Consider the following 12,177-nt stretch of genomic DNA (forward strand, 5'->3'; position numbering starts at 1 on the left):
GGCCGGGGCGGGCCTCTTCGGCACGTTGCCCGGCGGGAAGGGCCGGTCGCGGGGGAAAAGCTTCGGCATGCCGCCCCCCGCGCGGGGCAGGCCGCCGGGCGGGCAAAGGGCAACGGAAAAAGGGGGCCGGACGCACCGACTCCCCCGCCCTTCAGGAGAGGAAACTTTCCTGAGGCGCGCCGCGTGCGGGCATAGTCGAGAAAGCTATTTTCCGGCAGGAGCGGCCCGTGCAGGGGAAAGATCCGGGGGGAGAAAAAGCGGGACGAAAAGAGGACGGCCCGCGCCGCTACATTACCGAGCGGACGATGAGCGTGAGCCCGGAGAGGAGGATCATGCCGAGCAGAAGCTTGCGGAAAGCCTGCTGCGGCATGCGGCGCACCACGGGGATGCTTATGGCGACGCCGAGCATCGCGCTCGGCAGGGACACGGCCACCGCGCCCATGAGGCTCATGGAATAAAGCCCGGCCTGCCACTGGCCGAGGATGATCCCCAGGTTGAGGAAATTGAAGAACATGTTGGTGGAGGCGAGGGCCTTTTCCTTTTCCCAGCCCCGGAAGGCGGCGTAGACCGCGAGCACGGGCCCGCCCAGGCTGGTGCAGGCGGTCAGGAACGCCCCCGCCGTCCCGGCAAGGAAGGCGTACAGGGGGCGATAGGGCAGGCCGGGACGCACGCGGCGCGAAAGATGCTGCCATGCCACAAAGAAAATGAGCATCAGCCCCAGGGCAAAAAGCAGTGCGGGCCCGGAAACTGCGGTGAGCAGCGCTATCCCCGCCTGTATCCCCGGCAGGCAGCCCAGGGAGAGAAAAAGCACTTCGCGCCAGAGTATGTGGCGGCGGTAAATGATCGCCAGCGCCACAGGAATGATGAAGCTCGTGAGGCAGGAAATAAGTATGGCTTCCCGGGGAGAGGCGATGAAGGTGATGACGGGCATGGCTATCATGCCGCCGCCGATGGACGTGACGCCGTGAACAAAGCCGCCGACTATCCAGGATACGGCAATGCAGAAAAGCTGAGTGAAGGTCATGGCCGCTCCTTGAGGCGGAAGATTTTGCCTTGCGCGGAGAAAAGGCCCGGCCGCGTTTTTTCCGCCCTGCAAATAACCCCTTCCATAAGGAAACAAAACCTCTCCCCTGTCAAGCCCCGGGCAAAGGCGGGAAGGCCGCCGGGGCGTTTTGGGGAATAATTCCCCGACGGATCGGGGCGGCCCCACGGGCGGTAGCGCACATGCCTGCGCATCAGGCCGCCGGCCTGTTTTCTCCCGCCGTGGCCGGGCCGTCCGCCGGAGGGCCCGGAGGTTCCGGGAGAAGGCGGAAATTTCCTTCCCGGCCGCAGTTTTCCTTGCGGCAGAGGGGAAGGAGGGCAGGATATTTTTCGGGGGATGCTTGCCGTGTTTTTGGCCCCTCCGGGAAGCGCCTTTTCGAGCATCGTTTCCTTTCGCGGGGCCGGGAGGAAGCCCGCGAAGTGCCGGGCCGCGCGGCAAAGGCCCCGGAAAAACGCGGGGCCGGGGCAGGTTTTCGGCTGCCGCAGGCTGGGCGGGCCCGGTGTTTCTCCGGCCTCTTTCAGGGATTTTTGCCGGGCGCAGAAAAAGCCCCCCGGAGGGCAGGGCGCAAAAGCGTGGACACGCTGCGGGCTTCTTCCGGCCCTTCCCGCCGCCTGCCGGGGAAGCTTCGTCGCCCCCTGTCGGCGCTCCTTTGCGGGAAAGGTTTGCCGCCTTACTTTCCCGCCTTGACGATGCTGAGGGCCGAGGAGACCAGGGAGGCCATGTCGCCCATGTCGGCGGGGACGATGAGGGTATTGCCCTGCTTGGCCACGTTGGAGAAGGCCTCCACATACTTTTCCGCCACCTGGAGGTTCACGGCGCTCATGCCGCCTTCGGCGGCAACGGCGGCGGCCACCAGGCGTATGGCTTCGGCCTGGGCGGCGGCTACGGCTTCGATGGAGCGGGCCTCGCCTTCCGCGCGGTTGATTGCGGACTGCTTTTCGCCCTCGGACTGGGCGATGAGCGCGGCCCTCTGGCCTTCGGCGAGATTGATGGCTTCCTGCTTTTTGCCCTCGGAAGCGGCGATGAGGGCGCGCTTTTCCCGCTCCGCCGTGATCTGCTGCTGCATGGCGCGCAGTATCTCCGCCGGGGGCGTGAGGTCCTTGATTTCATAGCGCAGAACCTTGACGCCCCAGTTGTGGGCCGCCTCGTCTATGGCGTGCACCACCTGGCGGTTGATTTCCTCCCGCTCCTCAAAGGTCTTGTCGAGTTCCATCTGGCCGATGACGGAGCGCAGGGAGGTCTGGGCAAGCTGCGAAATGGCCTGCACGAAGTTGGAGGTGCCGTAGCTGGCGAGCTTCGGGTCCGTGACCTGGAAATACAGGAGCCCGTCCACCGAGAGCTGCGTGTTGTCCTTGGTGATGCAGACCTGCGCCTCGGTATCCATGGGGATTTCCTTCAGCGAATGTTTGTAGGCCACGCGGTCGATGAGCGGAATGATGAAGTTCAGCCCCGGTTCCAGCACGCAGTGGAACTTGCCGAGCCGCTCCACGATCCAGCCCTGCTGCTGCGGCACCACGCGGATGGAGAGCGAGACGAAGAGAATCGCGAGCGCAATGAGCAGCGTGCCGAAAATTTCAAAAAGGAATTCTTCCGCCATGGGGCCTCCCTCAGGATTCAGGTTCAAGAATAAGCGTGGTGGAATCAAAGCCCGCAATGCGGAAACGGCCGGGAACGGGGGCGGTCCCTTCCTTCGGCACGGCGTCCCACATGGCGCCCCGGTATTTCACCCGGGCGCGGCCTTCCTTCCACTGGGCGACGTAGACGCTGCGCCCTATGTCGAGACTGTTGTCGGCAATGGCGGCGTTTTTGCGCTTTTTTCTGCGCAGGGCGAGCAGGAGACAGGAGACGCCGGAGAGCGCGCAGGCCAGGTAGACCTGCCCCGACGCCTCGGGAAGAAGGGGCACGGCAAGGGCAGTGAGCGCCGCGGAAAAAGCCGGCGCAAGGAAGAAGAGCGTGCCTGTGGCAAGCTCGACGATGAGAAAGACGACGGCCGTGGAAGCCCAGAAAAGAGAGGACATGGGTGCTCCCCTGTGTTGGATTCACCCTTATCCTGATATAGGCAGACGCGGTATTTGTCAAACTCCGCCGGGAAAGCGCGGGGAGCGGAATCCGGGCCTTTGCCCGCGCAAAGAGCGCCCGTGCGGCGCGGAAGCGTCGTTTGCCCTTCGGCGTCTTCCCGGCGGGGGCACGGAGGCTCGAACACCATTTTTTTCTACAAGACGATTATATTGGTCTTCCCGGCGGGGCACGGAGGTTCGCCCGGTTCCGCCGGGAGGAGGGGAGGCGGAAGGGGCTCAGGCCTGGGCTTCGGCGGGCGCGGCGTGGCGCTTTTCCCAGAGCTTCATGTCCTTCATCTTCTTGCGGCGCACGCGCTGAATACTCTTGCACACCAGCGGCACGCCGCTCTTGATGCCCCACTTCATGCGGTAGGAATCGGCGTCCAGGCCGTGCTGGGCAAGGTGCTTTCTGGTGATGAGCTTGAAGGACTTGCCGCATTCCAGGCAGGTGATGCTTTTTTCCCTGATGGAGCGGGAAGGGGCGGGGGCGGATTCATCCTCCGCAGGGGCCTGATTTTCTCCGAGGCTTTTCAGGCTGGCGGAGAGGGCGCGGATCATGGCGACGATTTCCTCTTCCTGCATGACGCGCACGGAAGACTGGGCCTTCACAAGTTCGATTGCCTGCTTCAGGTAATCATCCATAAGAAGTTCCTCCAAGGGGGGGTGAGCGGCGAAGTTGCCGGTGTTTTCAGGGAATGCCGGTTGCCCGGGACATGGTATCGTGTCTTTCGTGCGGGCGGCCCGGTGGAGAGAAACCCGGGCCGCCCTGGCCTGTACTTCCGCGCCTTTTCCCGCAAGGCGCGGCTGCGGGGCTAGCGGGAAGCCCCGGCAATATGGGGGGAGAGGCCGAATTTCGGGGCCCTGCTCCGGCGCAGCCAGAGCTCGAAGACGAGGTGGGAAACGAAAATGGCCGTGAACATGGAAGCCAGGATGCCGAGCGCCAGGGTGACGGCAAAGCCCCGTACCGGGCCTGTGCCGAACTGATAGAGCACGGCGGCGGTGATCAGGGTGGTGAGGTTGGCGTCGAGAATGGAGCTCCGCGCTTCCCGGAAGCCCGCCTCAACGGCGTTCGCCGCGCTCAGGCCCCGGCCAATTTCCTCGCGGATGCGCTCGAAAATGAGCACGTTGGCATCCACCGACATGCCGATGGTGAGCACCACGCCCGCAATGCCCGGAAGGGTGAGCGTGGCCCCGAAAAGGCCGAGCCCGGCAAAGAGCAGGCTGATGGTGAAGACGAGCATGACGTTGGCCAGAAGCCCGGAAAGCCCGTAGCATACCTGCATGATGAGCATGACGCCGAGCGAGCCCACGGCTCCGGCCACCAGCCCGGCGCGGATGGAATCCGCCCCCAGGGAGGGGCCCACGGTGCGCTCTTCCAGCACGGAGACCTCGGCCGGGAGAGAACCGGAACGCAGCACCACGGCCAGGTCCTGTGCTTCTTCGGTGGTGAAGGTGCCGGTAATGGTGGCCTTGCCGCCGCTTATTTTCTGTTGGATCACGGGCGCGCTCTGCACCACGCCGTCGAGCACTATGGCGAACTGCTGATAGATGAGTTCGCCGGTGACTCGCTCGAACTGTTCCGCCCCGCGTGCGCTGAACTGAAGGGAAACGCACGGCTGATTGCGTTCATCGAAGGCGGGTCGGGCGTCGACTATGTCCTGACCGGAGAGCAGGGGGGAACGGTCGAGGACGAGCCCCCGGGAAAAGTCCCGGGCGGCGGTGGCGTGCCGCGAGAGCGTGCCCGTGGCAAGAGGATACCACGCCGTGCCTGCGGGCAGGGCTGCGCCCGGGGCGACGTCGTGGCGGACGCGGTGGAAGGTGAGCTGCGCCGTGCGGCCGATGAGCTGGAGGGCCCGCGCGGTATCGGTGACGCCGGGCAGCTGTATCTGGATCTGAGCGTCGCCCTGGAGGCGGATATCCGGCTCCGCCACGCCGAAGGCGTCGATACGTCCGCGCAGCGTGCGGACCGTCTGATCCATGATGCGCTCGCGGAGCTGTTTTTCCCATTCGGGGCGGAAGGAGACAAGGAGTTTTTCCCCGGATCCGGACGAGATGACGGAACCGACCGCCATCTGTCCGAATCGGTCGCGCAGCAGGTTGGAGAGTTGTTCGATTCCCTCGTGTTTGAGCGGCACGAATTCCAGCGTTCGACCATCGGCATGACGGAGGAGGCGGGTCCTTATCCCCGCATCGTTGGCGCTGGAACGGATATCCTGCCCCAGAAGGGACAAAGACTGGGAAACGGCCTGATCGATATCGGCGCCGAGCGTGAGATGTATGCCCCCCCTGAGGTCAAGCCCGAGATGGATGGGCGAAGGCAGCCATGCTGCCCGCGAGGGGAGCGAAGGGAAAAAATTGACGGATATGCAGGCGAGGCAGAGAAATGCCGCCAGCAACGTGACGCAACAGCGCCAGCGCAGGGAACGCATGAAAAAACCTCACAAAAGGACGTGCGGAAACAGGCTGTGCCGGAAAAAGGCACAGGTTCAGAGGCCGGAGATCAGGCGTCCTGTGAGGCGGGCGGGGCGAGAGAGTACCAGTGGATGAGCCCGTGGGATTCGGGCGGGAAGGTGCGCGCAGCAAAACATTCTTCCGCACAGAGGAAGAACTCGGGCAGCGGCGGCACGGAGGGCAGGACGGCCGGGGAATCGGCGTCGTCCGGGTCGGAGAAGGAATTCGACTGGCGCTTGCCGGGAGAACGGAGCGAGGTGCCTTCCGTATCGGAGAAGGTCTTGAGCTGGGAGACCGGGTTGCTGATGCCGCTCACGGCCAGCGTGAGCGAGGCGATGCGGAAACTTTCCAGCTCATTTTTCTGCTTTTCCCCGGCAGGGGCGTGGGCGGGCATGAGAAGGGCGCAACAGATCATCAGGAGCAGAATCCTGACGGCGAAAAAAGCTCTGGCGTTTGCGCTTTTCATCATACTTTTGCCTTTCGACACTTTGACTATGACCTCTTCGCCTATTTTGTCAAGTGCCGTTGCCGGGAAAAACGGAAAATCAGCGCCAGTCTTTGCACACATCCACCCAGGCGAGGGCGGCGGAATATTCCTCAAGCTCTTCGGGGGTCAGCTCTATGCTGCTCGTGGAGGAGCCGCAGGCGGGAAACACGGTGGGGAAGCGGCGCAGCGATTCGTCGAGATACACGTCCACGGAGTCGGGCACGCCGAAGGGGCACACCCCGCCCACGGCGTGGCCGGTGCGCGTCTCCACTTCCTCTGCGGGCACCATCTTCACCTTTTTCACGCCGAAGCGCTTTTTGAAGGCGGAGCTGTCCACCCTTGCATCCCCGGCGGCCACGAGCAGTATGGTGCGCTCGCCGTTCAGGAAGGAAAGGGTCTTGGCAATGCGGCAGGCTTCCGTGCCGAGAGCCTCGGCGGCAAGCTCCACCGTGGCGCTGGAATGGTCGTGTTCCTGTACGTCTTTGTCCCTGCCCCAGGCGGCAAGGTGCGCTTTGGCGCGTTCTATGGACATGGTTCCTCCCTGCCCGGCTTTTCCGCCTGCGGAAAACCCGCACAGGCCGGGGCCGGCGCGCCGGGCGGGCGCAGGCCTTTGGGGTATGGCCGCTCGAGAGCGTTTCAACTTTGAAAAAGTGAAACGCGAAGGCGGCAGCACAGCGCCGCCCGGCCAAAAGTAAGCGGAAAAACCGCGTTTTTCCGCGAAACGACAGGCCGTATGGTTTGAAATGCACAGCATTTCAAACTGAAATTGCTCTAGAGGTTGAGCAGCATGTGCCAGGATGTGAGGATCATGACGGCGTAGGCTGCGGCCCCGGCCGCTCCCGCTGCGGCGAAAAGCCCGGCGAGGTCGGCCCAGGTCTTGCTGCCCCGGAAGTTCTTCCGGCTGCGCCAGAGCCCGAGGCAGGCCACGGCCCCGTAGAGCAGCGAAAGCGCCGCCCAGATGATGAAGAGGGAGGAGCCGTACCAGGTGTGCACGTCGAGGATCGGGTAGATCACGCGGCTGAAGAGAAGGTGCGCCACCAGAGGGACGGACACGCAGAAGATCCAGAAGGTGACGGTGAGGGAAAGCTCCCCGCGCATGACGCGCAGCACCAGGTTGCCGCCCTGCGCCTTTTTCGGGGCGAGGGCCGAGAAAAGCTCCGCCGCACGCCTGCCTGCGCCTTTTTTTGCCGATGCCATAGTTCTCCCCCGGAGCTTCGCTCCTGTTTCCGGCCGGAGGGTGGGCCCCTGCGCCGTGCCCCGCCTTTCCCGGCATGCCTGTGCGTGCCGGAACGTCCGTCTCATGCTGAGAGTGCAGTACCTCTCCCCGATGCCGGGGCAGGCCTGAAGGCCTTTCCGCCGCCGGGCCGGGGCTTTTCCGGGAAGGGGCGGGAAGGCGTGAGGCGAATGTTGCCTGTTCCGGCCGATAAGTCAAAGGAAAAATGCCGCGTCCCGGAAGCTTTTTCCCCAGAGGGCGTTTTCGGGGCGGGGCGCAGTCTCCCGCCCCTTCGTCCTCCGGCCGCCCGGAGAGGGCGGCCCCGGCACTCTTGCCGCGCCGCCGGGGCGTGTCGGGGGCATCCCCCGGCCTGAAGTGCCGCGCCCGGGCGCGGGGAAGGAAGGCATTGCCGCGCCGCCGGGGCGGCAGGCGTATCCCTCCCGGCGCGGGGCTTTCGCATACGCCCGCCGGGATTATTTCAGCAGGTCGCGCACCTGGTCGGAGAAGCTGAGGTCCAGCTCAATGGCCCTGGGGGAAAGGGTGTGGTTCTGCTTTTTGCCTTCCAGGGAATATTTCGGCTCGCGCAGGTCGCCTTCCAGGCGCACGGGCATTGCCGAGGTCCCTGCAATCTGCACGGAACCTTCCGCATCCACGGTCCTCTGCTCAAGGTTCACCGTGCCGGAGCCGGAAAGGGAGAGGCGGGCGGCCTCCAGGGTGAGGCGATCCACGGTAAGAGTGCCGTCTTTGGAAACGAAGGAGAGGAAGAGCCTTTCAAAGCGGCTGCTGGAAAGGAAGCTCGACGCGAGCGGAATATCCGGCGGCAGTATGCTGAAGACCGTTTCCACCTGTGAGGAGGTGAGGCTGCCCCTGCCCGTGAGGGAAGGCAGGCCGCGCGAGGTGGTGAAGGCGAGCGAGGCGTTGATTGCGCCGCTGCCCTTGAGCAGGGGCCTTTCGGCCAGGGCCTGGGATATTTCCTCCAGGTTGGCCTGCGGCACGCTGAAATTGAGGGACAGGCGGGAAGAGAGCGGGGTGGTCGGCAGAAGCACCGTTTTCATGGAGGCCGTGACCGGGCTGCCCGCCAGGATGCCGGAAAGGGGATTGAACTCGTAGGAACCGTTCTGGCCGGTGAGGCGGGCGTGCACGTCCTCAAGGTGCAGGCGGTTCCAGCGCACATGCTCGGCCGAAAGCTGGAGGTTCACGCGGGGCCAGCGGGTGAAGTCGCGCTCTTCGAGCTTGCGGGACGCGCCTTCGCGTTTTTCGCTCCGGTAGTCGTCGAGGTTGAAGTCGCCGAGATTGAGCTCTCCGCTGATGACGAAGGGCGAGGGCGAAAGGGTGAGGGCGCCGGAGAAGGTGAGATCGTCGGCCTTGCCCCGGATGTTCGTCATGCGCATCCTGCCTTCGGCCCAGCGCATTTCTGCGGCAAAGGAGCAGTCGCTGAAAATGCTGTGGTCGGCAAAGGGCAGGGGATGGTGCAGGATCTCACCGAGGCGCTGCGGGTCGCCTTCCATGTCCACGTTGAGCGTGGCGTCGCCCTGCACCGGGTCGCTGTACATGCGGGCCAGGGAGGCCACGCTGCCCGAAGCCGTGGCCGAAAGGTCCGGCCCCTGGAAATGGAGCTGGGAGAGCGTGAGCTCGTCGCTGTCGAAATCGTATTCCAGCTTGCCGGACAGGGAGAGATATTCGCGGAAGGAGACGCCCATGCCCGGGGTGAGCATGGCTTTTTCTATGGAGAAGGAGGCCTTTTCCTTGTCCAGAAGGGCGGAACAGTGCAGTTCCACCCCGGCGTGGAAGTCGGGGCTTGAGCCGTCGATATCCGTCTGAAGGTTGAAATTGGTGGGCGTGCCCGGGTGCACGTTGGTGGCGTTGAGGGAAAGGGGGGCTATGGTGAGGGTGGAGCCGTCCGGCTGGATGAAGCATATCCGGCCCTGATTGATGCGGATGTTGTCCGGCGCAATGTGCAGGGCGTGCAGGATGCTTTGGATGAGCTCGTCGAAATCGCGCCGGTGCTCCACGCCGGCCGGGATGCCCGCCAGATATTCGCGCACGGGCTTTTTCAGCTTCATGGTGAGGTCGAGGTCGTCCACGGAAAAGTGCTTGATGCTGAATTTGCCCGTGAACAGCGCATGGGAGGAGATCATTACCGAGGCGCGGCTGAAGCTGAAGGACAGGGAGCCGTCAGGGCTCTGCCAGGAACTTGCGCCGAGCTCCAGCCCCCGGTTGGGGAACAGGGTGAGCGTGGGCGGCGTGTCGGAAACAAGGGGCGCGCCGGTGCTTGTTTCCACATAGGCGTTGAATTTGTCGATGATGATATCGCTGTTGGTGGCGATGAGGGCAACGAGCCCCCCGCCGGCGACGAGGACGAGAAGAACAAGGGCTATAAGTATTTTACGCAGCATCTGGCTATCCGGCGATAAGGGTATTGGTTTACCCTATACGCATTTTCCCGGCGGGGCAAGTCCCCGGCGGGCGGGAGACTTCCCGGGGCGGGGAGAGGGGAACCGGCGGAGTGCAGGGCAGCTGGGGGAAGCGCCGGAACGGGCAGCTGCAACGCTGCTCCAAGCCGGGCCTTCCCGCCGGGACGGGAGGAAAGGCTGCGCGGGGAGGCGGAAGAAAAGCCCGGGGCCGGTACGGAGCTTTGCGGGAGGGCCTTTTTGCCGCAAACGCCCGGAGCGGCGGGGAAGGCAGGGGGCGCGCCGGGGCCGGGCGTGCGGGGAGTCGGCGGAAGGGCAGATTCCCGCGCTGTGCCTCACTTACCCGGAGGGAGGGGCGCAAGGCGCAACGCATGAGGGCAGGTGTGGAGAAAAAAAATAGTTGAAAACGATTTTCATTCTTGCTAATATGCGTTTCACGGCGGATGAGAGTTTTTTCCGCTGCTCGACAACGCATATTCAGGAGATCGCCATGCAGACGGCCATAGTTTTCCTTATTCTTGCCCTGGCGGGCGTGTATCTGTTCTTCCGTTTCCGCCGTTCCGTATCCGGCGGGGGCTGCGGCTGCGGTTGCGGGAGCTGCTCCTGCGCGAAGAAGGGGGGCTGCACCCCGCAGGGCGCGCCGCTTGAGCGGAGCGGGGCGGAGACTTCCGGCCCCTCCTGCGGACGGAACGGATAACCGGCCCTCCGCCCCCGGCCTGCCGGGCGCGCTTTGGGCGCTTTTCCCCGGCACTTCCGGGGCCTTTCCCGGAAGAGGTTCCGCCTGCGCTTTGCTGCCCGGCAGCGGAGCCTGAGCGGAATTTTTGCAGCCTTACAGGAAGAAAAAGGCCCCCCTTCGGAAGGAGGGCCTTTCTGCTTTGCTGCGGTATTACAGAATGAACTGTTGCAGGTCGACGTCGTTTTTCACGTCTTCGAGGTGGCTGCTCACATAGTCCTTGTCGATGACGATATGCTGCCCGGCCCTGTCGGGGGCCTCAAAGGAGATATCGGAAAGGATTTTCTCAAGGATGGTGTAGAGCCTGCGCGCCCCTATGTTTTCGCTTCGGGCGTTGGTTTCTTCGGCAAAGGAAGCGATTTCCCGGAGCCCTTCGTCGGAGAAGTGGAGGGTGACGTTTTCCGTGGAAAGCAGGGCGGCGTACTGTTTCTGCAGGGAATTGTGGGGCTCGGTGAGGATGCGGTAGAATTCTTTGCTGCCGAGGGCCTGGAGCTCCACGCGCAGGGGGAAGCGGCCCTGAAGTTCGGGAATGAGGTCGGAAGGCTTGCTGAAATGGAAGGCCCCGGCCGCGATGAAGAGGATATGGTCGGTGTGGATCATGCCGTGCTTGGTACTCACCACGCAGCCTTCCACCACGGGCAGAAGGTCGCGCTGCACGCCCTCGCGGGAAATGTCCGAAGAACGCTGCTGCGCCGCAGAACTGGCTATCTTGTCGATTTCGTCGATGAACACGATGCCGCTCTGTTCCACCCTCTCGCGGGCGATTTCCACAATCCGCTCCTCATCGAGCATGGAATCGCGCGCCTGCTGCACGAGAATGTCATAGGCCGCGCGGGTCTTCATGCGCTTTTTCTGCGTCTTCGGCGGCATGAAACGGCTCATCATGCTCTTCATCTGGCTGCCCAGGGAATTGTCCATGCCCGGCATGGCGAACATGTCCATCTGCGGCGCCTGCTCCGTGACTTCCACCTCAACTTCGTGGTCGTCCAGATGCCCCAGCTTCCAGAGATTGCGCAGCTTCTCGCGCGTCGCTTCGCGCCCGGATTCCGCTCCGCTGCCCGGCAGAAGCAGGTCCAGAAGCCGCTCCTCTGCCTGTGCCTCGGCCTTCGCCGCCACCCGCTGCCCCTCTTCATCCCGTACAAGCTTGATCCCTATCTCCATGAGGTCGCGGATCATCGACTCCACATCGCGCCCCACATACCCCACTTCCGTGTACTTCGTCGCCTCTACCTTGATGAACGGCGCCCCCGTAAGCTTCGCCAGCCGCCGCGCTATCTCCGTCTTGCCTACCCCCGTGGGCCCCATAAGTATGATGTTCTTCGGCGCTATCTCGTCCCTCATCGCAGGCTCAAGCTGCTGACGCCGCCAGCGGTTGCGTACCGCTACCGCCACCATGCGCTTGGCCTGCTCCTGCCCGATGATATATTTGTCCAACTCGGCAACAATCTGCCGGGGTGTCAGCGTGTTCATGGTAAAACTCCTTTTTCCAGAACATAGGCCCGATTCTGAAAAAGGGAAGTGCCCCCGTGCCCCCTTTCGCGAAAATCCCCCGAAAGCACGGGAAGACAAGCCGACAAATCCGACAAATCCGACAAAGGCAGCAAAGGCAGGAAAGGCAGGAAAGGCAGCAAAGGCAGCAAAGGCAGGAAAGGCAGCAAAGGCACGCGGGGCGCCGCCCCGCACCCCGCCGGGGGGAATGATTCCCCCCGAACCCCCTCATCGGGCAAGCTCACGCACGGGGTGTGCGCAAAAAGTTCTCCTTCAACTCGCTTCCGTTGCGGAA

The 12,177-nt window shown here is 63.7% G+C and carries 11 protein-coding genes; 1 reads left to right on the top strand and 10 read right to left on the bottom strand.

Features of this window, described 5'->3' with window-relative positions:
• Positions 1–286: 286 nt before the first annotated feature.
• The 9 genes from K8W16_RS00520 to K8W16_RS00560 form a co-directional block, all read right to left on the bottom strand.
• On the bottom strand, positions 287–1,024 hold the full coding sequence (locus K8W16_RS00520; RefSeq protein WP_304120223.1) for a sulfite exporter TauE/SafE family protein: 738 nt from the start codon (positions 1,022–1,024) through the stop codon (positions 287–289).
• Between the two features lie 688 nt (positions 1,025–1,712).
• On the bottom strand, positions 1,713–2,639 hold the full coding sequence (locus K8W16_RS00525; protein WP_304120224.1) for an SPFH domain-containing protein: 927 nt from the start codon (positions 2,637–2,639) through the stop codon (positions 1,713–1,715).
• A 10-nt stretch (positions 2,640–2,649) separates the two neighbouring features.
• On the bottom strand, positions 2,650–3,060 hold the full coding sequence (locus K8W16_RS00530) for an NfeD family protein (protein WP_304120226.1): 411 nt from the start codon (positions 3,058–3,060) through the stop codon (positions 2,650–2,652).
• Positions 3,061–3,336: 276 nt separating this feature from the next.
• A complete protein-coding gene (locus K8W16_RS00535; protein WP_304120228.1) occupies positions 3,337–3,741 on the bottom strand; it encodes a MucR family transcriptional regulator in 405 nt (134 codons plus the stop codon).
• Positions 3,742–3,911: 170 nt separating this feature from the next.
• Positions 3,912–5,528, bottom strand: coding sequence for a protein translocase subunit SecD (gene secD / locus K8W16_RS00540; protein WP_304120230.1), 1,617 nt, complete (start codon positions 5,526–5,528; stop codon positions 3,912–3,914).
• A 71-nt stretch (positions 5,529–5,599) separates the two neighbouring features.
• Entirely contained in the window at positions 5,600–6,019 is a 420-nt protein-coding gene (locus tag K8W16_RS00545) for a hypothetical protein (protein WP_304120231.1), read from the bottom strand.
• Between the two features lie 76 nt (positions 6,020–6,095).
• A complete protein-coding gene (locus K8W16_RS00550) occupies positions 6,096–6,569 on the bottom strand; it encodes a YbaK/EbsC family protein (RefSeq protein WP_304120233.1) in 474 nt (157 codons plus the stop codon).
• Positions 6,570–6,808: 239 nt separating this feature from the next.
• Positions 6,809–7,234, bottom strand: coding sequence for a hypothetical protein (locus tag K8W16_RS00555; RefSeq protein WP_304120235.1), 426 nt, complete (start codon positions 7,232–7,234; stop codon positions 6,809–6,811).
• 489 nt (positions 7,235–7,723) lie between these two features.
• The gene (locus K8W16_RS00560; RefSeq protein WP_304120237.1) at positions 7,724–9,646 is read right to left on the bottom strand and encodes an AsmA-like C-terminal region-containing protein; all 1,923 of its coding nucleotides are present in this window, start codon (positions 9,644–9,646) and stop codon (positions 7,724–7,726) included.
• 505 nt (positions 9,647–10,151) lie between these two features.
• Between K8W16_RS00560 and K8W16_RS00565 the strand changes: the two genes are divergently transcribed.
• Positions 10,152–10,358: a FeoB-associated Cys-rich membrane protein gene (locus K8W16_RS00565; RefSeq protein WP_304120239.1), complete on the top strand. Its 207-nt coding sequence runs from the start codon at positions 10,152–10,154 to the stop codon at positions 10,356–10,358.
• Between the two features lie 189 nt (positions 10,359–10,547).
• Here K8W16_RS00565 and hslU read toward each other — a convergent pair whose 3' ends face one another.
• On the bottom strand, positions 10,548–11,864 hold the full coding sequence (hslU, locus tag K8W16_RS00570; protein ID WP_304120241.1) for an ATP-dependent protease ATPase subunit HslU: 1,317 nt from the start codon (positions 11,862–11,864) through the stop codon (positions 10,548–10,550).
• Between the last annotated feature and the right edge of the window lie 313 nt (positions 11,865–12,177).

Source organism: Mailhella massiliensis (assembly GCF_020741395.1).
Classification (GTDB): domain Bacteria; phylum Desulfobacterota; class Desulfovibrionia; order Desulfovibrionales; family Desulfovibrionaceae; genus Mailhella; species Mailhella massiliensis_A.